The 26,151-nt window shown below is 69.9% G+C and carries 25 protein-coding genes; 17 read left to right on the plus strand and 8 right to left on the minus strand.

All coding sequences use genetic code 11. The features are described from left to right. Both HOV91_RS19045 and HOV91_RS19050 read left to right on the plus strand, forming a co-directional pair. The gene (locus HOV91_RS19045; RefSeq protein ID WP_174186753.1) at window positions 1–186 is read left to right on the plus strand and encodes a ferredoxin; all 186 of its coding nucleotides are present in this window, start codon (window positions 1–3) and stop codon (window positions 184–186) included. Between the two features lie 86 nt (window positions 187–272). Next, complete coding sequence (locus HOV91_RS19050; RefSeq protein ID WP_174186754.1) at window positions 273–506, plus strand: metallothionein; 234 nt, start codon at window positions 273–275, stop codon at window positions 504–506. Window positions 507–538: 32 nt separating this feature from the next. On the opposite strand, the gene HOV91_RS19055 is transcribed toward HOV91_RS19050, so the two are convergent. Continuing rightward, window positions 539–1,312 carry a uracil-DNA glycosylase gene (locus tag HOV91_RS19055; protein WP_438822679.1) on the minus strand — a complete coding sequence of 258 codons (774 nt, stop codon included), beginning with the start codon at window positions 1,310–1,312 and terminating at the stop codon, window positions 539–541. A 339-nt stretch (window positions 1,313–1,651) separates the two neighbouring features. Between HOV91_RS19055 and HOV91_RS19060 the strand changes: the two genes are divergently transcribed. From HOV91_RS19060 to HOV91_RS19090, 7 genes are all read left to right on the plus strand, one after another. Then, window positions 1,652–2,095, plus strand: coding sequence for a GyrI-like domain-containing protein (locus HOV91_RS19060; RefSeq protein ID WP_039801088.1), 444 nt, complete (start codon window positions 1,652–1,654; stop codon window positions 2,093–2,095). Beyond that, complete coding sequence (locus HOV91_RS19065; protein ID WP_043731971.1) at window positions 2,092–2,526, plus strand: effector binding domain-containing protein; 435 nt, start codon at window positions 2,092–2,094, stop codon at window positions 2,524–2,526. The genes HOV91_RS19060 and HOV91_RS19065 overlap by 4 nt, the downstream gene beginning before the upstream one ends. Window positions 2,527–2,776: 250 nt before the next feature. Then, window positions 2,777–3,550, plus strand: a complete 774-nt coding sequence (locus HOV91_RS19070) for a hypothetical protein (protein WP_174186756.1) — start codon at window positions 2,777–2,779, stop codon at window positions 3,548–3,550. Then, window positions 3,540–5,675, plus strand: coding sequence for an Rv1355c family protein (locus HOV91_RS19075; protein WP_174186757.1), 2,136 nt, complete (start codon window positions 3,540–3,542; stop codon window positions 5,673–5,675). Before HOV91_RS19070 ends, HOV91_RS19075 begins: the two co-directional genes overlap by 11 nt. Before the next feature lie 43 nt (window positions 5,676–5,718). Then, on the plus strand, window positions 5,719–7,560 hold the full coding sequence (locus HOV91_RS19080; protein ID WP_312884694.1) for a putative bifunctional diguanylate cyclase/phosphodiesterase: 1,842 nt from the start codon (window positions 5,719–5,721) through the stop codon (window positions 7,558–7,560). A 93-nt stretch (window positions 7,561–7,653) separates the two neighbouring features. Beyond that, entirely contained in the window at window positions 7,654–8,781 is a 1,128-nt protein-coding gene (locus HOV91_RS19085) for a glycosyltransferase (RefSeq protein ID WP_174186758.1), read from the plus strand. 51 nt (window positions 8,782–8,832) lie between these two features. Beyond that, the gene (locus tag HOV91_RS19090; RefSeq protein WP_174186759.1) at window positions 8,833–9,723 is read left to right on the plus strand and encodes an SDR family oxidoreductase; all 891 of its coding nucleotides are present in this window, start codon (window positions 8,833–8,835) and stop codon (window positions 9,721–9,723) included. Here HOV91_RS19090 and soxR read toward each other — a convergent pair. Further along, the gene (soxR, locus tag HOV91_RS19095; protein WP_043731956.1) at window positions 9,692–10,180 is read right to left on the minus strand and encodes a redox-sensitive transcriptional activator SoxR; all 489 of its coding nucleotides are present in this window, start codon (window positions 10,178–10,180) and stop codon (window positions 9,692–9,694) included. The genes HOV91_RS19090 and soxR overlap by 32 nt on opposite strands. Window positions 10,181–10,303: 123 nt before the next feature. Here soxR and arcA point away from each other — a divergent pair, with 123 nt between their 5' ends. After that, window positions 10,304–11,560: an arginine deiminase gene (gene arcA, locus HOV91_RS19100; protein WP_174186760.1), complete on the plus strand. Its 1,257-nt coding sequence runs from the start codon at window positions 10,304–10,306 to the stop codon at window positions 11,558–11,560. Window positions 11,561–11,567: 7 nt separating this feature from the next. Beyond that, window positions 11,568–11,927, plus strand: a complete 360-nt coding sequence (locus tag HOV91_RS19105) for a GntR family transcriptional regulator (protein WP_174186761.1) — start codon at window positions 11,568–11,570, stop codon at window positions 11,925–11,927. Between the two features lie 323 nt (window positions 11,928–12,250). Here the strand turns inward: HOV91_RS19105 and HOV91_RS19110 are convergent, their stop codons facing one another. Further along, window positions 12,251–13,876 (minus strand): dolichyl-phosphate-mannose--protein mannosyltransferase, encoded by a 1,626-nt coding sequence (locus tag HOV91_RS19110; RefSeq protein ID WP_174186762.1) that lies wholly within the window; start codon window positions 13,874–13,876, stop codon window positions 12,251–12,253. 242 nt (window positions 13,877–14,118) lie between these two features. Here HOV91_RS19110 and rsmI point away from each other — a divergent pair, with 242 nt between their 5' ends. Both rsmI and HOV91_RS19120 read left to right on the plus strand, forming a co-directional pair. Then, window positions 14,119–14,958, plus strand: a complete 840-nt coding sequence (gene rsmI / locus HOV91_RS19115) for a 16S rRNA (cytidine(1402)-2'-O)-methyltransferase (RefSeq protein WP_174186763.1) — start codon at window positions 14,119–14,121, stop codon at window positions 14,956–14,958. A gap of 66 nt (window positions 14,959–15,024) precedes the next feature. After that, window positions 15,025–15,777: an isocitrate lyase/PEP mutase family protein gene (locus tag HOV91_RS19120; protein WP_174186764.1), complete on the plus strand. Its 753-nt coding sequence runs from the start codon at window positions 15,025–15,027 to the stop codon at window positions 15,775–15,777. 72 nt (window positions 15,778–15,849) lie between these two features. Here the strand turns inward: HOV91_RS19120 and HOV91_RS19125 are convergent, their stop codons facing one another. Continuing rightward, complete coding sequence (locus tag HOV91_RS19125) at window positions 15,850–16,518, minus strand: TetR/AcrR family transcriptional regulator (RefSeq protein WP_174186765.1); 669 nt, start codon at window positions 16,516–16,518, stop codon at window positions 15,850–15,852. Window positions 16,519–16,740: 222 nt separating this feature from the next. Further along, a complete protein-coding gene (metG, locus tag HOV91_RS19130) occupies window positions 16,741–18,327 on the minus strand; it encodes a methionine--tRNA ligase (RefSeq protein WP_281370914.1) in 1,587 nt (528 codons plus the stop codon). Between the two features lie 71 nt (window positions 18,328–18,398). Between metG and HOV91_RS19135 the strand changes: the two genes are divergently transcribed. The 3 genes from HOV91_RS19135 to rsmA all read left to right on the plus strand — a co-directional run bounded on the left by HOV91_RS19135 (window position 18,399) and on the right by rsmA (window position 21,645). Further along, window positions 18,399–19,226, plus strand: a complete 828-nt coding sequence (locus HOV91_RS19135; protein ID WP_174186767.1) for a TatD family hydrolase — start codon at window positions 18,399–18,401, stop codon at window positions 19,224–19,226. 198 nt (window positions 19,227–19,424) lie between these two features. Beyond that, a complete protein-coding gene (locus HOV91_RS19140; protein ID WP_217440738.1) occupies window positions 19,425–20,552 on the plus strand; it encodes a resuscitation-promoting factor in 1,128 nt (375 codons plus the stop codon). Between the two features lie 211 nt (window positions 20,553–20,763). Further along, window positions 20,764–21,645 (plus strand): 16S rRNA (adenine(1518)-N(6)/adenine(1519)-N(6))-dimethyltransferase RsmA, encoded by an 882-nt coding sequence (gene rsmA / locus HOV91_RS19145; RefSeq protein WP_174186768.1) that lies wholly within the window; start codon window positions 20,764–20,766, stop codon window positions 21,643–21,645. 72 nt (window positions 21,646–21,717) lie between these two features. Here the strand turns inward: rsmA and HOV91_RS19150 are convergent, their stop codons facing one another. Both HOV91_RS19150 and HOV91_RS19155 read right to left on the minus strand, forming a co-directional pair. Then, entirely contained in the window at window positions 21,718–21,924 is a 207-nt protein-coding gene (locus HOV91_RS19150) for a heavy-metal-associated domain-containing protein (protein WP_043697887.1), read from the minus strand. A gap of 169 nt (window positions 21,925–22,093) precedes the next feature. Further along, window positions 22,094–23,905, minus strand: coding sequence for an ABC-F family ATP-binding cassette domain-containing protein (locus tag HOV91_RS19155; protein ID WP_174186769.1), 1,812 nt, complete (start codon window positions 23,903–23,905; stop codon window positions 22,094–22,096). A 269-nt stretch (window positions 23,906–24,174) separates the two neighbouring features. Between HOV91_RS19155 and HOV91_RS19160 the strand changes: the two genes are divergently transcribed. Further along, a complete protein-coding gene (locus tag HOV91_RS19160) occupies window positions 24,175–25,023 on the plus strand; it encodes an LLM class flavin-dependent oxidoreductase (RefSeq protein ID WP_174186770.1) in 849 nt (282 codons plus the stop codon). A gap of 155 nt (window positions 25,024–25,178) precedes the next feature. Here the strand turns inward: HOV91_RS19160 and HOV91_RS19165 are convergent, their stop codons facing one another. Beyond that, window positions 25,179–26,114: a 4-(cytidine 5'-diphospho)-2-C-methyl-D-erythritol kinase gene (locus HOV91_RS19165; RefSeq protein ID WP_174186771.1), complete on the minus strand. Its 936-nt coding sequence runs from the start codon at window positions 26,112–26,114 to the stop codon at window positions 25,179–25,181. Window positions 26,115–26,151 lie beyond the last annotated feature (37 nt).

The following is a 26,151-nucleotide window of genomic DNA, read 5'->3' on the forward strand; positions in this document are numbered from 1 at the left end:
ATGCGGATCATCGCCGACCGCACCGTCTGCGCCGGGCACGGCATGTGCGAAGCGCTCGCGCCCGATCTGTTCCGCGTCGACGACGACGGGATCGTCGCGCCGCCCGGCACCGTCGCCGCGTCCGAGCGGGAGTTGCTCGAACTGGTCGTCGACAGCTGCCCGGTGGGCGCGTTGCGCCTGGCCTGAGGTCGCCGGGTCCGTTTTGCGTCCCCCGCGCTGGGTACCGCGAACTGCGATGCTCTGCCCATCGACGCGAGAGGACCGGTGAAACCATGGCCACCTGCGACACGTGCGGAAACGAGTACGACAAGACGTTCACCATCACCCGTGACGGCGAGTCGGCCACCTTCGACAGCTTCGAATGCGCGATCAACGCCATGGCCCCGACGTGCACGCACTGCTCCTGCCGCATCCTCGGCCACGGCGTCGAGGCGCGCGGCGACTACTTCTGCTGTGCGCACTGCGCTCACGAAGCGGGCCATCCCACTCTGGTCGACCACGTCTGAGCCGCCGGATCGAAGTGCCGGTGCGCGACCGGTCACCCGTGCGGTGCGTGACCGCGCCGCACCGCGAGCCCGGCGGCCGCCGCCGCGTCGGCGAGTACCGCCTCGAGCATGACCGGTGTGAGCCGACCGGTGAAGGTGTTCTGCTGGCTCACGTGATAGCAGCCGAACAGGTGCAGCGGAGCCCGGCCCGCGTCCGTCGCGGTCAGTTCCACGTGCGCGCCGTGGCCGAACTTCGGTCGCGGACGCGGTACGACCCAGCCCGCGCGGGCCAGCACCGGCAGCAGGGCCTGCCAACCGAATCCGCCGAGCACGACGACCGAGCGCACGGTGGGGGCGAGCAGGCGCAATTCGGTGTCCAGCCAGTGACCGCACCGGTCGCGTTCCTCCGGAGTGGGCTTGTTGTCCGGCGGCGCGCAGTGCACCGGGGCGGTGATCCGCACGCCGTCCAGCCGCAGGCCGTCGTCGCGGCTGACCGCGGTCGGCTGATTGGCGAGGCCCACCGCGTGCAGCGCCGCGAAGAGCACATCGCCGCTGCGATCGCCGGTGAACATGCGGCCGGTGCGATTGCCGCCGTGCGCGGCGGGCGCGAGTCCGACGAGCAGCATCCGCGCGTCCGCCGGACCGAATCCGGGGACCGGCCTGCCCCAATAGGTCTGGTCGCGGAACGCGGCGCGCTTCTCTCTGGCGACGAGTTCGCGCCACGCCACCAGGCGTGGGCAGGCGAAGCAGTCGGCGACCGCCGCGTCGAGTTCGGCGATGCTCCGGCACACGTCAGTACCAGCCGTCCGGATCGGCGGCGCGCGCACTGCCCGCGTGACGCGCGGACGGGCGCCCCGCGGCGGCGCGGCGGTGTCGGCCGGAGATCGGCGTCACGGTCATCAGAACTCCGTTCGGTGGTGCCACGGGATGGGCGAACCGGACGTTCGTGCCCACCGTGCCTCGGCGCTACCGGGCGGCGGCGCAGTTCGCCGACCGGTCCCGTCCGGACCGTACCGCTTCGGACATCCGTCCAGTTCAGCGGGGTGATCGTGCGGCGATCGGGGCCGATATGTGATCGGAACCACCCGGTCCGGGTTGGTAGCATGGCGTTTCCGACCGACCGGATGCGAGGGTTCACCTCCGGCTTCCTTCGAAAGAGTCTTTTCATGCAGTTTGAAATCGTCGAGCGGGACGAGACGTGGGTTGCCGGGCTGCCGGTACGCAGCCCCAAACGCGCGCTCGGGGAACTGCGGGACCGCGATCTGGAGGCCGCCTGGGCGGCGGTGCTGCACCAGGAACTCGGCGGGCCGCTGGCCAGCGCCTACACCGATTACACCGGTGAACTCGGCACCTACAACACCCAGATCGTCGGCTATCAGTGCGCGTCCTTCGACGACGTCACCCGCGGTCACCTGGTCGCTCGGCTGCCGCGCGGCGCCTACGCCCGGTTCTCCTCGGTGGGTAACTTCCCGCAGGTGATGACCGATCTGTGGACGCAGATCGCCTACGCCGAGGAGCACAACCAGATCAAGCGGACCTATACCGGCGATTTCGAGTGTTATCCGCACGCCTACAAGATCGATCTGTACCTGGCGGTCGACGCGCGATGAGCTATGCGATCGTGGTGCGTGCCGAGGCGGTCTACGGCGGGCTGGTGGTTCCGCGCGTGCGCCCGAGCTTCAAGGTCAGCAACAGCGACCTGATCGAGTTCCTCAAGGACCGGTTGCGCGACCGGGCGGGCGAGGACCGTCCGATGTACACGGTGTACGTGCCGGATCCGGCCGGAAATTACAACGCGGTGGTCTGCTTCGAGTACCCGGCGCCGGACGCGGTGCCGGTGGGCGACATCCTGGTGCGGGTGCCGAAAGGCGTCTACGCCCGTTTCGCGCCCAACGGCGACTATCACGATCCGGTGGAAGACGTGTGGGCGCAGGTGGACGACGCCACGGCGTCGGCCGAGATCACCCGTGCCTACCGTGAAGAAATCGAGATCTGGCACGGTCCGGAGTCGGTGGAGTTGTTCATTTCTATCCTCGTATAGCTTGCTAGACAGTAACTATCCCCGAACCGACTGGTCTCCATGTTATTTACGATATTGATTGCGCATAGGTTGACCTGCGCAGATATCGCGTGTACCGGAGAGTTTCCGGGAGATTAGCCGGACGGCTGGTCAATTCCTGTCGGATGACGGATACTGCCCTGGGCAACTTCATCTCGGCGCAGGGCCGCGGGGGGCTGCATCGGGCTTGGATCAAACGCGCATGACAGCGCGGCGATGGAGTAGGAACAACATGACTGTGGATCTGATTGCAGTCGTGCCGGAGAACTCCCATGGGCGGGGAGTGCTGCGGTATTACGACGCGCAATCCGAATGTGCGTTCTTTGTCTCCGAACCGAACGTTCAGCCGGAGCTCTGGCGCCGGTATCTGGACGGGGCGCTGGACGTTTACCGGCGTTTCGGAGTCGAACACGCACTCGAATACGACACGGTCGCCGACGGTGGATCGACGTCGCTGTTCTTCACCGCACTCGACACCCACGGCGACCTGCTCGCGGGCGTGCGGATGCAAGGGCCGTACACCGACGCGCGACAGGCGCACGCGCTGGTCGAATGGGCCGGTCGGCCGGGGGCGCGCGCCTTGCGCCGGATGATCGCCGACCGGATACCGCACGGCGTGATCGAGGCCAAGGGCGCGTGGGTCGCCCGGGACGCGGACAACCGAGCCGAGCTCGGCGCCGCGATCTCGCGTACCGTGCTGCACGCCGCGCGGCTGCTCGGCGCCCGCTACGGCTTCGCGACGGTGGCCTCGTTCACCGTGTCCCGGCACGAAGCGTGCGGCGCGGTGCTCGCCGAGGGCATCCCCGCGGTCCCGTATCCCGACCAGCGCTATCGAACCGTTCCGCTGTGGTGGGACACCCGCGGTTACGCCGCGTTCGCCGAGCACTCGCAGCGGTCTCTCACGCAGATCGAACAGGACGCGCTCGGCCTGCCCGCCGCGGCCGCGCCCGGCGCACGCTGCGGGGTCGGCCGGGGGACGGAGGGCCGGCGCGGACATGGGCGATGACCGGCCCCGAGTGGCGGACCACCGGCCGCTGATCCTGGACCCGGCGGAACCGGAAGACGCCCGGATACTCGCCGCCCTGCGCGCGGACCCGCACGTCGAATTCCTCGATCTGCGCGCATCGTTACACGCCGAGCGCGGCAAAATGGTCGCCCCGCCGGATATTCACGAGGGGCCCGAAGCCGACCGCTGGATCTACTATCCGTGGCGGGCCGCGGTGATCGGATTGCCGGGGCCGCGGACTTTCCGGGCGATTCGGCTGGATCGCAATAGGAACAAACTGACCGGAGCCGAACAGGATCGGCTCGCCGAACGCACCATCGGGATCATCGGGCAGAGCGCCGGGCACGCGATCGCGCATCTGCTCGCCCTGGAGGGAGTTTGCGGTGGATTGCGCTTGGCCGATCTCGACGAAATCGAGTTGTCCAATCTGAATCGTGTACCGGGAACGCTGTTCGACATCGGCGTCAACAAAGCGGTGGTAACCGCACGCCGTATTGCCGAGTTGGATCCCTATCTGCCGGTGCGGGTCTTCGAAGCGGGTATCGACGAGAATTCGGTGGACGAGTTCTTGGACGGTCTAGCGATCGTCGTCGAGGAGTGTGATTCCCTCGATATGAAGCTGGTGGTGAGGGAGGCGGCGGCCCGGCACCGAATTCCGTTGCTCATGGAGACCAGTGACCGCGGTTTGCTGGACGTCGAGCGTTTCGATCTCGAACCCGAGCGCCCGGCGTTCCACGGGTTGCTCGGCGACGTCCGGGCGGCGGACCTGCGCGGGCTGACCGCGCGGCAGAAGGCGCCGTACGTGGTGCGGCTGCTCGGCGCCGCCGGGCTGTCGCCGCGGCTGGGCGCGAGCCTGGTCGAAGTCGGCGAAACGGTGACCAGCTGGCCGCAGCTGGCCGGTGACGTCACCCTCGGCGCCGCCGGTGTGGTCGCCGCGGTCCGCCGCATCGGACTGGGGGCGAAGCTGGATTCCGGTCGCGTCCGGATCGATGTGGAACGGCACCTGGACGAGCTGGCCGACCCGCCGCCGAACGACGAGCCGGTGTGGCCGCAGGCACCGCCCGAGCCTGCCGCGGGGCCGATCGAAAGCGTTCTGGCCTGCGCGCAGCGGGCTCCGTCCGGCGGAAACATGCAGCCGTGGTCGCTGCGTGCGGGGGACAGCGAGATCTCGATCGAGCTGGCGCGCGAGCACAGCACGGCGATGGATATCGGCTATCGCGGCAGTGCGGTCGCGCTCGGCGCCGCTGTGTACAACGCGCGGGTGGCGGCGGCCGCGCACGGGATTCTGGGCCCGCACGAGTTCGTCGAGGGCGCGCCCGGTTCCGGCCGCCTGGTCGCCCGTCTGCGGCTGGGGAACGACCGCAGCGCCGAGCTGGCCGCCGACTATCCCGCCGTCCTGCGTCGCGAGACCAACCGCAGGGTCGGCACCGGGGCCGAGCTGGCCGACGGGGTGCTCGATGCGCTCGAAGCGGTCGCCGAGGCGGCCGGCGCGCATGCGCGCGCGGTGGTGGATCGGCAGGACATTGATGTTGCGGCACGTTTGCTGGGGGATTCCGACCGAATTCGCTATCTCACGCCCCGGTTATACGAGGAAATGCTCGCCGAGGTCCGGTGGCCGGACGACGACCCGGACACCGGGATCGATGCCCGAAGCTTGGAGTTGACCGACGACGAGTGGGCGGCATTCCAGATCACCACCCGCGCCGACGTCATGGCGCAGTTGCGCTCCTGGTCGGGCGGCTCGGCACTGGGGAAATACACCGCCGACCGGGTGCGGTCCAGCTCCGCGATTCTCGCGGTGACCTTCGACGCCACCGACCCGCGATTGACCGACTACGCGGAAGCGGGCGCGGCCGTCGCGCGGGTTTGGGTGCGGGCCGAACGCCTCGGATTGTGCGTGCAACCGATTTCGCCGGTATACCTCTACGTCCGACGCCATGCGGAACTTGCTGCGATTTCTCCCGACTTCGCGGATACACTAGCGTCACTTCAGGGCCGTTTCCTGGACCTGCTGGAAGTGCCTGAGCATGAGACCATGGCGTTGGTGCTTCGCCTGAGCTACGCCTCCGCCGCCACCGTACGCAGCAGGCGGCGTCCGGTGCTCGGTGTGGACACCAGTAGTTAGCGCGATCGGAGACAATGTGCCACGGCGGACACTCGACTCGTTGGTGACCCAGGTCGCCTCTGAGCTCATGGGTGTGGACGCCACGACCATGGTCGCCGCAACCGAACGCGTCCTCGCCCACTTGGTCGAGTACTTCGACGTCGACTTCAGCTACGTGCGACACACCGACCGCGAACGCCGGGCAACCGTGCTCATCGCCGAGTGGCCGCACCGGCAGAACGTGCCCGATCCGGACCCGCTCGGCGTGATCTACTTCGACGGCGCCGACCCGGTGTTCCGTGCGCTGGAGAACGCCACCGAGCCGATGGTGGCGCGCCCGACGCCGGAATTCGCCGATTACCAGGAGACCGTCCGCCGCGGGTCCGGCATCGCCGGGGTGACCTCGGCGGCGGTGCCGCTGCTGTCGCGTGGCGAGCCGACCGGCGTGCTCGGGTTCGTCAAGTCGGGCGACCGCGAGTGGAGCACCCGCGAACTCAACGTGCTCAAGGCCATCGCGGCGCTGTTCGCGCAACTGCAAGCGCGGGTGGTCGCGGAGGAGCGGCTGCGATATATCGCGCTGCACGACGATCTGACCGGCCTGGCGAATCGCCGCGCGCTGCTCGAGCACATGGAGGAGCGATTACGGTCCGGCAGCCCCGGCCCGGTGGCCGCCTTCTTCCTCGACCTGGACCGCTTGAAAGCCCTCAACGACTTTCTCGGGCACACCGCGGGGGACAACTTCATCCGCACGTTGTCGACGCGGTTGCGGGAGAACCTGGACCCGAACGACATGATCGCGCGCCTGGGCGGCGACGAATTCGTCATCGTTCCGGCCAAGCCCATGGACGCGGTGGCCGCCGAGTACGAGGCCAACCGCATCCAGCAGTTGATCGCCCGGCGTGTCACCGTCGGCGGCGAGTCCGTCAGCCGGGGCGCCAGCGTGGGGGTGGCGCTGGGCTTCCCCGGTGAGACCACCGTCGCCGACGTGCTGCGCCGCGCCGACCACGCATTGCTGTCGGCGAAATCGGGCGGCGGCAACGGCGTCGCGGTGTTCACCGACACCATGCGCGCCCAGTTCGAACTCCAGGACGACGTGGAGCTCAACCTGCGCGGCGCGGTGTCGGACGGCTCGCTGCTGCTGCACTTCCAGCCCGAGGTGGATCTGCGCACCGGCCGCATCGTCGCGTTGGAGGCGCTGGTCCGCTGGCTGCACCCGACCAGGGGGTTGCTACCGCCCGCCGCGTTCGTCACCGTCGCCGAGGCCACCAACCTGGCCGGTGAGCTGGGGCGCTGGGTGATCCGCTCGGCGTGCGCGCAGTTCGCCGAGTGGCGCCGCCGCGGGCTGGCGGGCAACGTGGTGATGCGGATCAACGTCTCGCCGGTGCAGTTGGTCAGCCTGGATTTCGTGGAGCGCATCGAGGACATCCTGCGCCTGTTCGGCATCGACGGCAGCTCGGTGTGCCTGGAGATCACCGAGCACGTAGTGGTCCAGGATCTGGCCAGGACCCAGGTCACCCTGCGCGGGCTGAAGCGGATGGGCGTGCAGATCGCCATCGACGACTTCGGCACCGGCTACAGCTCGCTGTCGCATCTGAAAGCGCTGCCGGTGGACGCGGTGAAGATCGATCGCGGGTTCGTGCAGCGGCTCGGCGCCAGCACCGACGACCTGGCCATCGTGAAATCCATCATCGGCCTGGCCGGCTCGTTCGGGCTGGGCGTCGTCGGCGAGGGCGTCGAGACGGCGGTCGCCGCGCGTACGCTGGTCGGCCTCGGTTGCTACCGTGCGCAGGGCTTCCTGATCGCCAAGCCGATGCCCGCCGAGCAGGTCGAGGCCCACCTCGCCGCAGGCCGGATTCCGCTCGACCTCGATCTGCCCAAGGCCGGGCGCGGGTTGCCCGCGCACTGAGAAAGCGGTCGCAGCCACTGGTTACCCGGTTCTTTCACCACTGTTCACGCACCGTTGGGCGCCGGTAACCCGATCCGCTGCACGATCGGCCACGTGCGCATAGTTCAGCTGGCGAACTTCTACGGCCCGCGTTCGGGTGGGCTGCGCACGGCGCTGCACCACCTGGGGGAGGGGTATGTCGCCGCCGGACACGACGTGGTGCTGATCGTGCCGGGCGCGCGCAGGTCGGAGGAGATCCTGCCCACCGGGGTCGCGCGCATCACGCTGCCCGCGTTGGCCATCCCGGGGACCGGGGGCTACCGTGCCGCGGATCCGCGCCGGGTGGCCGACGTCCTGAACGGATTGCGGCCGGACGTGCTCGAGGTGTCCGACCGGCTCACCCTGCGCGGCTTCGGCCGCTGGGCGCGCAGGCGCGATGTGACCGGCGTGATGATCTCGCACGAGCGGCTGGACCGGCTGCTGGGACAGGTGCTGCCCGGCCCGGTGGCGCGCCGCTGCGCCGACGTCGCCAACCGGCACACCGCCACCGATTACGACATCGTCGTATGCACCACCGAATTCGCCAGGGAAGAGTTCCTGCGCATCGGCGCGGCGAACGTGGAACTGGTCCCGCTCGGGGTGGATCTGGAACTGTTCAACCCGCACCGGCGCGATCGCAGGCTGCGCGCCGATCTCGGCGTGCCAGGTCATCCGCTGCTCGTGCACTGCGGCCGGTTGTCGGTCGAGAAGCGGGTGGACCGCAGCATCGAGGCGGTCGCGGCGTTGCGGGAGGCGGGCATCGAGGCCAGGTTGGTGGTGGCGGGGGACGGTCCGCGCCGGGACGCGCTGCGGCGGCGGGCTCGCGCGCTGGCGCCGCTGCCGGGCGGGGTGCCTGCCGTGCACTTCACCGGGTTCATCTCCGAACGCGCGATGGTCGCGAAACTGCTTGCCACCGCCGACGTCTCGCTGGCGCCCGGCCCGCACGAGACGTTCGGGCTCGCGGCGCTGGAGGCACTCGCCGCGGGCACGCCGGTGGTCGCGAGCCGTTCCTCGGCGCTGGCCGACATCGTGACCGCCGACTGTGGTGCGGTGGCCGCCGACCATCCCTCCGCCTTCGCGCGGGCGGTCAGCGACGTGCTGGCCATGCCGCAGGCCGGTCGGCGCAGGGCCGCGCGCAACCGCGCCGAGCAGTTCACTTGGCCGCGGTCCGTGGCGGGCATGCTCGCGGTGCTGGGTCGTTAGCGGCGGCCGTCGGCTGGACTACCCTGCGGAGAACCGATTCGGCGATTCGAGATGGGATGCGCAGTGCTGGGTAGAAGTCGCGGGCGAGCGGGTCGAACCACGGTAGACGGGGCGAAGGTACTGGTCACCGGTGCGGCGAGCGGCATCGGCCGGGCCACGGCGCTGGCCGGCGCGGGCAAGGGCGCCGAACTGGTGCTCACCGACATCAATGCCGAGGGCTTGGACGCCACGGTGCGCGACATCCGCGCGGCGGGTGGCCGCGTCGCCGTGGCGGAGGCGCTGGACATCACCGATTACGAGGCGGTGCGCGCCTTCGCCGACCGGGTGCACGCCGAACTCGGCAGCCTGGACGTCGTGATGAACATCGCGGGCACCTCGGTCTGGGGGACCGTGGAGAACCTGGAGCACGAACACTGGCGGCGCATGGTCGAGGTCAACCTGATGGGTCCGATCCACGTCATCGAGACCTTCGTGCCGCCTATGGTGCGCGCGGGCAAGGGCGGCGCGCTGGTGAACGTGTCGTCGGCGGCGGGCCTGCTCGCGCTGCCCTGGCACGCGGCCTACAGCGCGGGCAAATACGGCATCCGGGGTGTGTCGGAGGTGCTGCGCTTCGATCTGGCGCAACACGGCATCACGGTGCACCTGGTGGCGCCGGGCGCGGTGAACACGCCGCTGGTGCAGAGCGTCGAGCTGGTCGGGGTCGACAAGGAGGACCCGAAGATCAAGCGGCTCACCGCGGCATTCGCCGAGCACGCGGTGCCGCCGGAGCGGGTGGCTACGGCCATCCTGCGCGGGATCGAACGCAACCGGTTCCTGGTCTACAGCTCGTTCGACATCCGTTTCGGCTACTGGTGGGCGCGCAAATTCGCGTTCCCCTACGAGTTCGTCATGCGCCGCACCAGCGCGCGCTTCAGCAGGCTGCTGGCTTCGACGGGCAGTTGAGGTGCACGTCGAGCACGCGGGCGCCGGGGCCCTCGGCGCCGAGCCGGTCGTGCTCGTTGACCAGGCGGCAGCTGCCCAGTGACAGGCAGCCGCAGCCGATGCAGCCGGTGAGGCTGTCGCGCAGGCGGATCAGCTGGGTGATCCGGTCGTCGAGATCGGCGCGCCAGACGGTCGAGAGGGCCTCCCAGTCGCGCCGGGTGGGGGTGCGGCCCTCGGGCAACTGATCGAGGGCGGCCCGGATCTCGCTCAGCGGTATGCCGACCCGCTGGGAGATGCGGATGAATGCCACGCGCCGCAGCGTCTCGCGGGCGTATCTGCGCTGGTTCCCGCTGGTCCGTCTGCTCGTGATGAGCCCTTCGCGTTCGTAGAAGTGCAACGCGGAGACCGCGACTCCACTACGCTCGGAGAGCTGCCCGGGGGTCAGCTCTTTCGCCCGCCAATCGGCTGCTGTCGACATACACGCTCCTCCCTATCACCTAAACAATACTTCAGGTTAGGGTGTGCCGGGCCGGATTCGGTGATCGGCATCCGAAGCCGGGAATCGCGTGCTCTGCGGGCCGTGGCGCACTACGGTCTGATCATGGGAGCAGATGCTGTGTCCGCGCAGGAGGGTGCGCGTTTGGCCGTGACGTCCGAAGTCGGCACGCTGCGCACGGTGCTGTTGCACCGGCCCGGCAACGAATTGCGCAGGCTCACCCCGCGCAACAACGATCAGCTGCTGTTCGACGGGATCCCGTGGGTGGAGCGCGCGCAGCAGGAGCACGACACGTTCGCCGACGTGCTGCGCGGCCGTGGCACGGAGGTGCTGTTGCTGTCGACATTGCTCGCCGAGACGCTCGAGGTCAGCGGAGCGGCCCGGATCCAGGGCATCTCCGCCGCGGTCGACGCGCGCAGGCTCGGCCACGCGCTGGCCGAGGAGCTGGCCGCCTTCCTGCGCGGCGTGCCCGCCGTAGAACTGGCCGAGATCCTCATGGCGGGGATGACCTTCGACGAACTGCCGTTCGGGCCCGACGCCACCTCCTTGGTCCGCCGGATGCACCACGGCGCCGACTTCGTCATCGATCCGCTGCCCAATCTGCTGTTCACCAGGGACTCTTCGTTCTGGGTCGGGCCGCGCGTCGCGATCACCTCCCTCGCGCTGCCCGCCCGCGCCAGGGAGACCTCGCTCACCGATCTCATCTACGCCTTCCATCCCCGCTTCCTCGGGGTGCGCCGGGCCTACGAATCGCATACCGCTCCGATCGAAGGGGGTGACGTGCTGCTGCTGTCGGAGGGCGTGGTCGCGGTGGGTGTCGGGGAGCGCACCTCGCCCGCAGGCGCGGAAGCGCTGGCGCGCAGCCTGTTCGACGACGACCTCGCGCACACCGTGCTCGTCCTGCCGATCGCGCAGACCCGCGCGACCATGCACCTGGACACCGTGTGCACCATGGTCGACGCGGATGCCGTGGTGATGTACCCCGCGGTGCGGGAGTCGCTGTGCGCGTTCACGATCCGCAAGGAGGACGACTACGGCGGGCGGCTCGGCAGCGGCCGGGTCAGCATGCGCGGCCCCGATCCGTTCCTGCCTGCGGCCGCCGAGGCGATGGGCATCGGCAAGCTGCGGGTCATCGACACGGGGCTGGACGGGGTCACCGCCGAACGCGAGCAGTGGGACGACGGCAACAACACCCTCGCCCTCGCTCCCGGCGTGGTGGTCGCCTACGAGCGCAACGAGATGACCAACGCCAGGCTGGAGGACGCGGGCATCGAGGTGCTGCGCATCCCCGGCTCCGAATTGGGTTCCGGCCGCGGTGGTCCACGCTGCCTGTCCTGTCCGCTGTCCCGAGACCACGTGTGAGCCCGCCGTGTTCACCATCACGGTCTCCCATGACTCGGCGGTGCCGCCCTACGAGCAGCTCCGCCTGGGCGTCATCGCCCAGGTGCGCTCCGGCGAGCTGACCGCAGGAACCAAGATCCCGACCGTCCGCGCCCTGGCCGCCCAGCTCGGACTGGCCCCCAACACGGTGGCCCGGGCCTACCGCGAGCTGGAGGCCGACGGCGTGGTCGAGACCCGAGGCCGACAGGGCTCGTTCATCGCCTCGTCCGGTGACCCGACCCGGGACGTGGCAGGCCGAGCGGCCACCGCCTACGTCGCGACCGTGCGCAGACTGGGCCTGGACGACGCCACCGCCCTGCGCTACGTACAAGCGGCGCTGGAAGGTTGATCGACCGCGATCACCGGCCACAGTTACCGAACCCATCCACAACCGCCCCGCACACGGAGTGCTGCGGTTACCGCTTCGGGCGTTCGGTGGGCATTCGTCGCAGCGGCGGACACCGAGTGCTGCGGTTACCACCCCACGCGCCCAGCGCACCCCAACCACGTCTTTCGAGCGAAGCGAGACCGAGCATGCGCCGTTCGCGGCCCGGCTCGCGTCCGAGCGGCCGCCGCGTCCGCGACGCAGTCGCCAGCGGTGGCCGCTCGGACGCGAGCCACAAGGGGGCCGCGAACCCCCAGCGCCGCAGGCGCTGGCAAAACAACACAGCCTTACCTCCAGCTGGGCAGCCAGAGGTGGTCGTGCCAGTTGCTCGGGGTGATCGGCATGGCGGTGAGGATCGGCCAGAGCCAGATGAAGTTGGCGATCACCAGGCCCAGGTAGAGGCAGACCGCGAGCAGGCCGAGGCCGCGTCGTTCGTTCGGTGGGGCGGGCAGGTAGGTTCCGGCGGGGCTGCGCGGGATGGTGCTCGGGCGCGCCGGGCCCAGTACGTCGCCCAGCGCCAGCGCCACGCCCATCACCAGGAACGGGGCCATCGGCACGGCGTAGAAGTAGTACATCTGCCGGTCGAGGGTGGCGAACCAGGGCAGCAGGGCGGCGCCGTAGCCCACCAGCACCGTGCCGTAGCGCCAGTCGCGGCGCACCACGGTCCGCCACAGCATCCAGGCCAGTACCGGACCGGCGACCCACCAGATGGCGGGTGTCCCGATCAGCATCACGGCCTTCACGCACTGGGTCTGACCGCAGCCGGTGACGCCGCCGTCGGCGTAGTAGTACAGCATCGGGCGCAAACCCATCGGCCAGGTCCAGGGCTTGGATTCCCAGGGGTGGTGGTTGCCCGCCGAATTGGTCAGCTCGGTGTGGAATTCCAGTGATCTGGCGTTGAAGTACCACAGCGAGCGCAGCGCGCCCGGCACGACATGCGACCAGAATCCGCCGGTGCCGATCGGGTCCGTGGGCGCCGACGGATTGCCCGGCATGTATCGGTACACGCCGGTCTCGCTGGCGAACCAGGCCCAGTAGCTCGCCAGATAGACGCCGAGCGGGACGAGCACCAGCGCGTACAGCGCGGGACCGATATCGCGCAGCGCGACGCCGAGCCACGGGCGGCGCACCCCGTAGGTCCGCCGCGCCGAGAGGTCGAAGTAGACGCTCATCAGGCCGAAGGCGGCGATGAAATAGATACCTGACCATTTGGTTCCGCAGGCCAGGCCGAGCAGCACGCCCGCGCCGAAGCGCCACCAGCGCACCCCGAGGCGCGGTCCCCAGTCCGTCACGCCGATGCGGCCCTCCGCGTCCGCGCGGGCGAACCGGCCGCGGATCTCGTCGCGGTCGACGATCAGGCAGCCGAACGCGGCGGTGACGAACAGCGCCATGAAGATGTCGAGCATGCCGATGCGCGAGGAGACGAAGGTGAGCCCGTCGGCGATCAGCAGGATGCCCGCGATCGCGCCGATCAGGGTGGAGCGCGCCATCCGCCGCACGATCCGGATCACCAGCAGCACCAGCACCGTTCCGGCGACCGCGGCGGTGAAGCGCCAGCCCCAGCCGTTGTAGCCGAATATCGCCTCCCCGATCGCGATGAATTGCTTGCCGACCGGTGGATGCACCACCAGGCCGTAGCCGGGGTTGTCCTCCACCCAGCCGCCGGTGAGCATCTGCCAGGCCTGCGGGGCGTAGTGCTTCTCGTCGAACACCGGCGTGCCTGCGTCGGTCGGGTAGTTCAGCATCGTGAAGCGCGTCACCGCCGCGATCGCGGTGAGGAATGCCGTCACCAGCCAGCCGCGCACGCGATCGGTGGGGCCGAAGTCGGGCGTCGGCCGCAGCGGTCCCGGACTCGACCAGGAAGGCACGGTCCCGAACCGTGCGGTCGCGCGCTGGTCGGTCACCTGGGTCACGCCCCGATCGTATGCTGTGCCGCCTGTGCGGGTATCGAGGCCGTACGCGTTGGGTCGGGGCCGGACCACGAGACCCGCCCGTAGTCGTCGCCGGCGCCGGAATACGCTACGAACCGATTCCGTACCTACATGGGTAACTCATCGGGTACGCCCAGAACTCGGGCGCACGTCAACGCAGGACCTGAACACTTGTCCCGCGGCGCCCACCTTGTACGGAGACTCGGAGAGGCGGAACAGCGACAGTGACGACGGGCAGGCTGGTGCTCGCGGCGACACCGATGGGCGACATCGGGGACGCTTCGCAGCGCCTGCGCGATGGCTTGGCCACGGCCGACGTGGTGGCCGCCGAGGACACGCGGCGGACCAGGTCGCTGGCCAAGGCGCTCGGCGTCGAGATCGCGGGCCGGGTGGTCAGCTTCTACGACCACGTCGAGGCCGCGCGCATCCCGATGCTGCTCGACGAGATCGCCGAGGGCCGCACGGTGCTGCTGGTGACCGACGCGGGCATGCCGTCGGTGAGCGATCCCGGCTACCGCATGGTTGCGGCGTGCGTCGAGCGCGACCTGCCGGTGACCTGTCTGCCCGGCCCCTCGGCGGTGACCACGGCGCTCGCGCTGTCGGCCCTGCCGGTGGAACGGTTCTGTTTCGACGGATTCCCGCCGCGCAAGTCCGGCCAGCGCCGGGAATGGTTGCGCAGCTTGTCCGCCGAACCGCGCGCCTGCGTGTTCTTCGAGGCGCCGCACCGGCTCGCCGACTGCCTGGCCGACGCGGTCGAGATCCTCGGCCCGGACCGCCGCGCCGCCGTCTGCCGGGAGTTGACCAAGACCTACGAGGAAGTGGTCCGCGGCACCCTGGCCGAGCTGGCCGCATGGGCCGTCGAGGGCGCGCGCGGCGAGATCACGGTGGTGCTCGCGGGCGCCCGGCCCGCCGCCGCCGATCCCGCCGACCTGGTCGACGCCGTCGAATCGCTGACCGCCGCAGGCGCGCGACTCAAGGACGCCTGCGCCGAAGTCGCCGCCGTCCACGCCGTGTCCCGCCGGGAGCTCTACGACGCGGTGCTCAGCGCGCGCCGCACGTCGTAGCGGCACACCCATGCCGGTGCGGTCGCCTGGTCGACCGGAGCCGGCGCGACGGGCATGATCATCGTCATGACTTCTCTGGAGAGCAAGGCCACGACGTTTCTCGGACTGCACGTGCCGGGGAATCCGGGCGTCTTCCCGACGGTGTGGGATGCCTGGTCCGCGAAAGTGGCGGTGGCGGCGGGCTTCTCGGCTTTGACGGTGGGCAGTCATCCGCTGGCCGACTCGATCGGCCGCGGTGACGGGGAGCAGATGACGTTCGACGAGTCGATGACCCGGGTACGGCAGATCACGGCGGCGGTGGACGTTCCGGTGTCGGTCGACATCGAGTCCGGCTACGGGCAGGAGCCCGCGCGGCTGGTCGACGGATTGCTGGAAGCGGGTGCGATCGGACTCAATATCGAGGACACCGTGCACAGCGAGGGCAAGCGCCTGCGCACGGCCCAGGAGCACGCCGATCTCGTGCACGGGCTGCGCTCGGCCGCCGACGCGGCGGGCGTGCACGTGGTGCTCAACGCGCGCACCGACCTGTTCGTGCGCCGGGACGGCGACGACGCCGACCGCGTCGACCGCGCGATCGAACGCCTGAAGCTGGCCGCCGAGGCGGGCGCGGACGTGCTGTTCCCGGTCGGCCGCCACGCCGAGGCCGACATGCGCCGCCTCACCGGCGAACTGCCGCTGCCGATCAGCGCCACCGTGGCGCCGGATCAGGCCGACAAGGCGGCTCTCGCCGAGCAGGGCGTCGCGCGGATCACTTTCGGCCCCTTCCTGCAGGCCGTGCTGACCAAGGAGATCGAGACCCTGCTCGACCGCTGGAAGTGAGATCCCCGGCCGGTATCCCACCCGGGGTACCGGCCGCGCAGGACGAAAGACGCTATGCGGACGGAACGGTGTTCAGGAGGGCACGGATAGCCCGAGGGCGCTCATGACGAACTCGACGAAAAGCGGCGCCATATCGGGCACCCGCGCCGGTCCGTCGGAGATGATGACCCGCCGGGTTCGCTCGCCGATCGCGTCCGGGATCAGGGCGATGAGCCCGTCGGAGACCTCCGGCAGCGTCGGGTCCGCCGCGCGAGCCTGGTCGTAGAAGATCCGATACAGCTGGGCGAAACGGTCGACGGCGAGGTCGCGGTAGCCGACGGCGGCCTGGTTCACCTTGAACGACTCCACCAGCACCAGCCGCGCGAAATCCGGCTCGGTGGCGACGGTTCGGCAGAAGGTGACCACGATCGACTCGATCTTCGCGTAGGCGTCGGCGTCCGAGGGCAGCTGGGCGAGTTCGTCGGCGATCCGGGTCGCCATGATGTCGACGCCGGTGTGCACCGCCTCGGCGAAGCACTCCTCCTTGTTCGCGAAGTGGTCGTAGAAGGTGGTGCGCGAAACCCGCGCGCGTCCGACGATGTCGGTGAGCGTGGTCGCCGGATAGCCCTTGCTGTCCACCGATTCCACCATCGCCTCGACCAGCCTGCCGCGCTGCGACGTGAGCACGGCTTCGCGTGCCGCCCGATGCCGCTCGGCGAAACCGGACCGCTGAGCGGATGCCGTCGCATGCTGCTGGCCCATGTGTGCCCTCTCTGTGCCGGAACCGATCCCGAACGGAACGTAGTCGTACCGATCGGACACGGTCCGGGCGTCGCAGGGCCGCGAACCGGTGTTTCATTATCCGACAACGCATTCCAGGGCGGGAAGGCAGGTACGACCCACCCATGGGTAGCCCGGTGCGGAATGCGGCGAAAGCATTGTGCGCCTTATGGTTCCGGCCCGCCGGGCGGCGGGCCGGAAGGGTCATTCCTTCGGTTCGATGTACTTGGGGAACACCGGTTCCGGCGCGGGCAGCGCGAGGCCGGGCTCGATCGGTGTCGCGATATCGGCGAAAGTCCTGTTTTCCTGCCCCAACTGATCGAGAATGCGGCCCGCCGACCCCGGCAGCACGGGCTGCACCAGGATCGCGACGATGCGCAGCACCTCCAGCGTCACGTACAGCACGGTGGCCTCGCGGGCGAGGTCCTCCGGCGTGCCGGACTTCGCCAGCGCCCACGGCGCCTGCGCGGAGAAGTACCGGTTCGTCTCGCCCAGCGTCAGCCAGATCGCCTCCAGCGCCAGATGCATCTGCTGCGCGTCGAATTCGGCACGGCAGCGCTCCAGCAGGCCGCCCGCCAGGTCGAGCAGGGCGCGGTCGTCGTCGGTGAACGCGCCGGGCGTCGGCACCACGCCGCCGCAGTCCCGCGCGACCAGCTTGGTACTGCGCTGCACCAGATTGCCGAACTCGTTGGCCAGATCGCTGTTGATCCGGCTCACGATGGCCGCGTGGCTGTAGCTGCCGTCCTGACCGTAGGAGATCTCGCGCAGCAAGAAGAAGCGCACCGCGTCCAAGCCGTAGTTCTCGATCAGTTCCAGCGGGTCGACCACGTTGCCGACCGACTTGGACATCTTCTCGCCCTTGTTGTACAGGAATCCGTGCACGAACACGCGTTTCGGCAGCTCCAGGCCGGCCGACATGAGGAACGCGGGCCAGTACACCGTGTGGAACCGCGTGATGTCCTTGCCGATGATGTGCACGTCGGCGGGCCAGAACCGGCGGAACGCCTCGGACTCGGTGTCCGGGAAGCCGACGCCGGTGATGTAGTTGGTCAGCGCGTCCACCCACACGTACATGACGTGGTCGGGATGGCCGGGCACCGGCACGCCCCAGTCGAAGGTGGTGCGCGAGATGGACAGGTCCTTCAGACCCGCCTTGACATAGCTGACGATCTCGTTGCGCCGGGTGGCGGGCGCGATGAATTCCGGGTGCTCCTCGTAGACTGCCAGCAGCTTGTCCTGGTAGGCCGACAGCCGGAAGAAGTAGTTCGACTCCTCGGTCCAGGTGACCGGCGTCCTCGACTCGGTGGAGACGCGGGTGCCGTCCTCCAGCACCGTGGTCTCCTCGTCGGTGTAGAACGCCTCGTCGCGCACCGAGTACCAGCCCGAGTAGTTGCCCAGGTAGATGTCGCCGTTGGCGAGCATCCGCTCCCAGATGGCGACGCTGGCGGCGTGGTGGTCCTCGTCGGTCGTGCGGATGAACCGGTCGAGGGAGATGTCGAGCGACTTGTCCAGCGCCTCGAACACATCGGAGTTGCGGGCCGCGAGCTCTTCCACCGGGATGCCCTCGGCGGCCGCGGCCTGCTGCATCTTCTGGCCGTGCTCGTCGGTGCCGGTCATGAAGAACACGTCGTAGCCGTCGAGGCGCTTGAAACGGGCGATGGCGTCGGCGGAGATGTACTCGTACGCATGCCCGATGTGCGGCGCGCCGTTGGGATAGGCGATGGCCGTGGTGATGTAGAAGGCGGGGCGGTCAGCTTCGCTCATGGTGTGTCTACTGTAATGCGCGTGCATTCTCTCGCCCACGTGAATATGCCCCGCGCCGATTCGCGGGTCGTGTCGTCCGCGCCGCGTGGCGGCCGCCGATGAGCGCCGGACGTCCCGCGCCGGAATTGCCCGAGCCGCTGTCGCCGATCGTGGACGCGCACACCCACTTGGACGCCTGCGGCGCGACCGACGCGTCGTCCACCGCGGCGATCGTGGACCGCGCCGCTTCGGTGGGCGTCGGCCGGGTGGTCACCGTCGCCGACGACCTGGCCGCCGCGCGGTGGGCGGTGCGGGCCGCGCACTGGGACGATCGCGTGTTCGCCGCTGTCGCGCTGCATCCGACCAGGGCGAACGCCCTCGACGACGCCGCGAAGGCCGAACTCGAGCAGTTGGCCGACGACCCGCGCGTGGTGGCCGTCGGCGAGACCGGCCTGGACTACTACTGGCCGGGCAAGCTGGCGGACTGCGCGGACATCGAGACGCAGATCGAGGGTTTCCGCTGGCATATCGACCTGGCCAAGCGCATCCGCAAGCCGCTCATGATCCACAACCGCGAGGCCGATCACGACCTGCTGACGGTGCTGCTGGACGAAGGCCCGCCGGACACGGTGATCTTCCACTGCTTCTCCTCGGACGTGAACATGGCGCTGTCATGTGTGGCCGAGGGCTACATCCTGAGTTTCTCCGGGACGGTGAGCTTCAAGAACGCGCACGAGTTGCGGGAAGCGGCCAAGGTCGTGCCCGACGATCAGATCCTGGTCGAGACGGACGCGCCGTATCTGACTCCGCATCCGTTCCGCGGCGCGCCCAACGAGCCGTACTGCCTGCCGTACACGGTGCGAGCGCTGGCCGAGTTGCGCGAGCAGGATCCGGTGGAACTGGCGAAGATCACCACCGCCAACGCGCGCCGCGTCTACCGGATCTGAGCCGGACGCCCGCGCGGCCCGAGGACCCCACCGAATGCCCGCTATATGCCGGGCTATGCGAAATGTGTCCTATGTCACTTTCGGCGTTCCGTTTCGTGATTTACCTGCGGGGTCGATATTCGATCGTGATATTGAAAAGGCCCTGTTCCTGAGCTTGCTGTTGTCGGCGCCCTGCCCTCTCGTTATCGTGCTGTGACCATGTCCCCCTTCACGCGGATCAACCAGTCGCGTTCGCCGCTGCTGTACATCGCGGTCGGCGCGCTGTTGCTGACGCTGATCGTCGGCGCCGGGCTGGCGATTGTGAACCGCAAGACGGTGACGGTCGTCGTGGACGGCGAGAAGCTGTTCCAGACGACCATGTCGCGTGACGTGCGCGGCGTCCTGAAGGCCGCGGGCTTCGCGGTGACCGAGCGGGACAAGGTGGCGCCCGCCCTGGCCGCGTCCATCGCCGACGGCGCGATCATCACGCTCAACCGCGCCCGCGAGGTCGACCTGTCCGTCGACGGGTTGACGCAGAAGGTGTGGACCACCGGGGTGACCGCGGGGGAGGCGCTCGAGCAGTTGAAGATCTCGAAAGAGGTCTACGTCTCGCCCGCCCGCGACGAGCGGCTCCCGTTGCAGGGCGCCACGCTGCTGATCGCGACACCGCGCGTTGTCTCGCTGGTCGACGGCATCGGCAATCCGGTGGAGGTGCGCGCCGCCGCCCCCACGGTGGGCAAATTCCTCGAGGTGACCGGCATTCCGCTGGTCGAGCAGGACACCGTCGAGCCAGCGGCGACCACGCCGCTGACGAACGGTCTGCGCGTCACGGTGACCCGCAAGCGCGTCGAACAGCACACCGAGACGCTGCCGCTGGATCCGCCGGAGAACGTCATCGAGGACCCGACCATGAACATGAGTCGCACGGTGGTGGAATCCCCCGGCGCGCCCGGCGTGCAGAACGTCAGGTTCGCGGTCACCATGGTCAACGGCCAGGAAGTGGACCGGCAGGCCATCGAATCCACGGTGACCGTGGCGGCGCAGCCGAAGACCGTTCGCAAGGGCGCCAAGCCGGGTACCGAGGTGCCGCCGGTGCGCGACGGCGCGATCTGGGACGCGCTGGCCCGCTGCGAGTCCACCGGCAACTGGTCGATCAACACCGGCAACGGCTACTACGGCGGCGTGCAGTTCGACCAGGGCACTTGGGAGCGGCAGGGCGGTCTGCGGTACGCGCCGCGCGCCGACCTGGCCACTCGGGAAGAGCAGATCGCCATCGCCGAGATCACCCGGCAGCGGCAGGGCTGGGGAGCCTGGCCCGCGTGCACCGGCCGGCTCGGCATCAGCTGAGGCCGCGGGTGTCATAGGCCGGGCCTGGCCGCCGAATGCATCGGTAGAGCGGCACACTTCTGATCGGAGGTTCTACCGCCGTCTCGACGCGTCTCATCGGGCTCGCCGCGTGCCGCGCTCGCAGGTGCCGCCCGGGATCGAGAGGCTGGGCGTCGAGGTGGCATGGGAGACGTCACGGCCCGGTCGGCATGGCGGTTGATAGATTCTCGAGGTGTCCGAACCTGAAATCTCCGCTCGTGGGAGCGCGGCCCTGCTCGGGCCCGCCGAGGTGCGGGTACTGGCCGAGCGATTCGGCGTGCGGCCGACCAAGCAACTCGGGCAGAACTTCGTGCACGACGCGAACACGGTGCGCCGGATCGTCGCGGCGGCCGGGGTGGGGCGCGGGGACGTGGTGCTGGAGGTCGGGCCCGGTCTCGGTTCGCTGACCCTAGCGCTGCTGGACGTGGTGGACTCGGTGGTCGCGGTCGAGATCGATCCCGTGCTGGCGGGGCACCTTCCGGAGACGGTCGCGGACCGGGCGCCGGAGCTGGCGCGGCGTCTGTCGGTGGTCGAGGCGGACGCGCTGCGCGTGGCCGCCGCCGATCTGCCCGTCGAGCCCACCGCGCTGGTGGCCAATCTCCCGTACAACGTGGCGGTGCCGGTGCTGCTGCATCTGCTCGCCGAATTGCCCGGCATCGCGGTCGCTTTGGTGATGGTGCAGGCAGAGGTGGCCGATCGGCTCGCCGCCGAGCCCGGCAACCGGACCTACGGCGTCCCCAGCGTGAAAGCGGGCTTCTTCGGGACGGTCCGGCGCGCGGGCGCGGTCGGCACCCAGGTGTTCTGGCCGGTGCCGCGGGTCGAGTCGGGTCTGGTCCGCATCGATCGGTACGCCCAGCCGCCGTGGCCGATGGACGCGGCGCACCGCCGCCGCGTCTTCGAGGTCGTCGACGCCGCGTTCGCGCAGCGCCGCAAAACCCTTCGCGCGGCGCTCGCCGCCTGGGCCGGGTCGCCCGCCGAAGCCGAGCGCCGCCTGCTCGCCGCGGGCATCGCTCCTACCGCTCGCGGCGAAACGCTCGACACCGCCGCATTCGTGCGCCTGGCGGCCCAGGCGTAGCACTGCCTGCAAGGCGGTGGCTCCTCGCGTCGGCGTCGGCCGGTGCGGGGAGCCACGCGGTGTGCGAACGGGTCAGACGGCGACTTCGTAACCGGCTTCGTCCACGGCGGCGACGATGTCCGCCTCGGCGATCGGCGCGGTGCTGTCGACCCGCACCGCTCCGCTGGCGAGGTCGACGTCGACGCTGGTCACACCGTCGATCTTGCCGATCTCGGTCTTGACGGAGCTGACGCAGTGCCCGCAGGTCATCCCCGTGACGGTGTAGGTGGTGGTGGGCATGTCCGACTCCTTCGTGTCCAGAACTTTTACGGTCTGGGGGTACCCCGACACTCGAAACATACCCCCATGGGGTATGCGAGCGCAAGGGGTGGCGCGGTGCTGAGCCCTCTGCGGACGGCTGCCACGATCTACGCCCCACCGTCCTTCGAGCCGGCCGCGTGGCCGGGGCTCACACGCCGTCGGCCAGTTCCAGCCAGCGCTCCTCGGCCGTCTCCTTCTCCGCGAGCACCTGCTTCAGTTCCGCGCCGAGGGTGACAAGCTTGTCCGGTTCGGTGGCCGCGTCGGCCAGCGCGGCGTGCAGGCGCTGTTCGCGATCGGTCAGTTTGTCGATGGCGCGTTCCAGGCGGGTCAGCTCTTTGCGGGCTGCCCGGTAGGTGGCGGAATCGGTGGCGGGAGCGTCGACCGGCTTGGCCTCGGGCGCCGCGGCGCGTGTGCGACTCGCGGCGAGGGTCGCGCGCTTGGCCAGGTACTCCTCGATGCCGCCGGGCAGGTTCGTGAGTTTGCCGTCGCCGAACAGCGCCCAGGTCGAGTCGCAGATCCGCTCGATGAGGTACCGGTCGTGGCTGATCACGACCAGGGTGCCCGCCCAATTGTCGAGCAGGTCCTCCAGTTGTTGCAGAGTGTCGATGTCCAGGTCGTTGGTCGGCTCGTCGAGCAGAAGCACGTTCGGCTCGGACATCAGGATGCGGGTCAGCTGCAGGCGCCGCCGCTCGCCGCCGGACAGGTCACCGACCGGCGTGCGCTGGCGGGCGGGAGTGAAGCCGAGCCGCTCGGCCAGCTGCCCCGCCGAGACCTCCTTGTCGCCCAGCATGATTCGCTGGGCCACCTGCTGCACCGCCTCCAGCACGCGCAGGTGGGTGGGCAGGTCGTCGAGTTCCTGGCGCAGCCAGCCGATCTGCACGGTCTGGCCTTGGACGCGCTTGCCGGCGGCGAGCGTCGAGCCGTTCGGGCCGGTGTCTCCGGCCAGCGCGCGCAGCAGTGTGGTCTTGCCCGAGCCGTTGACCCCCACCAGGCCGACGCGCTCGCCCGGCGCCAGCCGCCAGGTCAGATCCCGCACCAGCTCGCGGCCATCGGGAGTGGTGAGCGTGACGTCCTCCAATTCGACGACCACGCGGCCGAGGCGCTTGCGCGCGAAGGCGGCCAGCGAGACGCTGTCGCGCGGCGGCGGCACGTCGGCGATCAGCGCTTCGGCGGCCTCGACCCGGTAGCGCGGTTTGGAGGTGCGCGCCTGCGGGCCGCGCCGCAACCAGGCCAGTTCCTTGCGGGCCAGGTTGCGCCGCCTGGCCTCGCTCGCGTCCGCCTGGCGGGCGCGCTCGGCGCGGGCGAAGATCCAGTCGCCGTAGCCGCCCTCGTAGCTTTCGACCCGGCCGCCGACCACCTCCCAGGTGCTGGTGGCGACGGTGTCCAGGAACCAGCGGTCGTGGGTCACGACGACCAGGGCGCTGCGGCGGCCGAGCAGATGTTCGGCCAGCCACTGCACGCCCTCCACGTCCAGGTGGTTGGTCGGCTCGTCCAGCACCAGCAGATCGAGTTCGCGCACCAGCGCGGCGGCGAGCGCGACCCGGCGGCGTTCGCCGCCGGAGAGGTTGTCCACGGGGGTGTCCATGCCCAGATTCGCGATGCCGATGCCGTCCATCACCGAGCGGATGCGCGGGTCGGCGGCCCATTCGTGTTCGGCGACCTCGTCGGTCATGGCGTCGTCGGCCAGGCCGGCCAGCACCACCGAACCGACCGTCGCGCCCGCGGGCAGCACGCCGCGCTGGGTGACCACGGCCATGCGCAGGCCGCCGAGCCGGCTGACCCGGCCGCTGTCCGGCTCCTCGATGCCGGTGAGCACCTCGAGCAGGGTGGTCTTACCGCCGCCGTTGAGGCCGACGACACCGATCCGCTCGCCCGCGTGCACGCCGAGCGAGACATTCTCCAGCAGCGGCTTGATCCCGAAGCTCTTGTGGACCTGTTCGAGATTGATCAGGTTGGACATGGATCCTTCCGTGTCTTGCGGGGGCGGCCCGATGATCGCCCCGGGCCAGCGTACCGACCCGGGCGGAGGGCCGGTCTGCCCGGCGAGCAGCGGGGAAGCTTGCGTGACGAACAGTGTTCGTTTAGATTCGTGTCGAACGAACACTGTTCGTTCCATGTAACCGATCCGGCGTTCCCCAGAACTACAGCCGCGGAGTGGGACGCCCGCCTCGTGAGAGAGGCGTCGGCGGGCGGCACCTTGCCCTTCCACTCGTCTTCTGGAGGAATCCCATGCACGTCGGCCTCGGCCTGCCCATCTCCGATCCCGCCGCCCTGCTCGACTGGGCCCGGCGCGCCGACGCGGGCCCGTTCCGCACGCTCGGCCTGCTGGACCGGCTGGTCTACGACAACCCCGAACCGCTGATCGCGCTGGCCACGATCGCCGGTGCCACCACTCGCGTCAATGTCCAGACCGAAGTGCTGCTCGCGCCGCTGCGTGACCCGGTGCTGCTCGCCAAGCAGGTCGCCACGCTGGACCGCATGTCCGGCGGCCGCCTCGTGCTCGGCCTCGGCGTCGGCGGCCGCGCCGACGACCATCTCGCCTCGGGCACCGACCTGCGTACACGGGGCCGCCGCCTCGACGAGCAGATCGCCCTCATGCGCCGCCTGTGGTCCGGGCAACCCTTCAGCGACGAGTGCGGGCCGATCGGCCCCGCGCCGCTGCGACCGGAAGGACCCGAAATCCTGTTCGGCGGCTTCCAGCCGGCCGCACTCGAACGCGTCGGCCGGTGCGGCGGAGGGTTCCTCGCCGCCGCACCGCCCTCCTGGGCGGGCAAGCTTTTCGATACCGTGCGCCGTTCCTGGACGGACAACGGCCGGTCGGGTGCGCCGAGAATCGTCGCCCAGGTCAACGTGGCCCTCGGCACCGACGAGGTGATCGAGGACGCCCGCGCGTCGATGGGCGCCTACTACGCGTTCAGCGGCTACACCGAAGGCATTCTCGCCGGAATGCTCAGCACGCCCGCGCAGATCCGCTCGACCGTCGCCGAATTCGCCGATCTCGGCGCGGACGAGGTGATGTTCTACTGCTACGGCCGCGATGCCGATCAGGTCGACCGGCTCGCCGACGTGCTTTCCTGAGCAACGCTGTAGACCACCGGTGCGCGGGCTCGATGTCCGAGCGGCGAGCAGGCCGCAATCGCGGGCGGACGGCCCGCGCGCCGAGAGGCGTGGGAACCGCGAACGGACTCCCGCCCGCGCCGCATGTCGCCGCCGTGAAGCGCTCGCTCCGGCGGTCAGTGCTTCCCGGACTGGTCGCCGCTGAGGATGCGCGCACCCGGCACAGGGCCGCTGGCCGTCCGCACGCTGCGGCAGACGCCCGCGCCCGCGAGTTCGGCGGCCACCGAGATCGCCGATTCCTCGCTCTCGCAGAGGAACGCGCACGTGGGCCCGGATCCGGAGACCAGCCCGGCCAGCGCGCCCGCGGTCACGCCTGCGCGCAGGGTGCGGCGCAGTTCCGGCTTCAGCGACACCGCCGCCGCCTGGAGGTCGTTGCCGAGCAGAGGTGCGAGCTGTCGCGGGTCGCCGGAGGCCAGCGCCTGCATCAGCTGCTGCGGCTCACCGAGCCGAGGCGGGTCGCCGTGCTCGCGCAACCGGTCGAGTTCGGCGAATACCGCAGGCGTGGACAGGCCGCCTTTGGCGAAGGCGAGCACCCAGTGAAAGGTATTGCGCGACAGCACCGGCAGCAGGCGCTCACCGCGACCGGTGCCGAGCGCGGTGCCGCCGTGCAGCGCGAACGGCACGTCGCTGCCGAGTTCGGCCGCCACCGCGGCGAGTTCCTCCCTGGACAGGCCCATGTCCCACAGCTCGTTCAGCCCGACCAGCGCGGCGGCGGCGTCGGCGCTGCCGCCCGCCATGCCCCCGGCCACCGGAATGCCTTTGGCGATGGCGATTTCCACCAGGGGAGCGCGGCCGCCGAGGTGCGCGAGCCGGACGGCGGCCTTCCAGACCAGGTTCGTCCGGTCGGTCGGCACGTCCGCGGCGCCCTCACCGGTGACCCGCACGGCCAGCGAACCAGACGGGGAGATCTCCAGATCGTCGCTCAGGGACAGTGCTTGGAACACCGTGGTCAGGTCGTGGTAGCCGTCGGCACGCAGGTCGCCCACTCCGAGATGGAGGTTCACCTTCGACGGCGCCCGCACGGTGACGGGACTCGGCACTACTGACAGCACGGTGCTCAAGCCTAATGGGCGTAGCCGGGCGACGCCG

The sequence above is a fragment of the Nocardia barduliensis genome (assembly GCF_013315795.1).
Taxonomy (GTDB): Bacteria; Actinomycetota; Actinomycetes; order Mycobacteriales; family Mycobacteriaceae; genus Nocardia; species Nocardia barduliensis.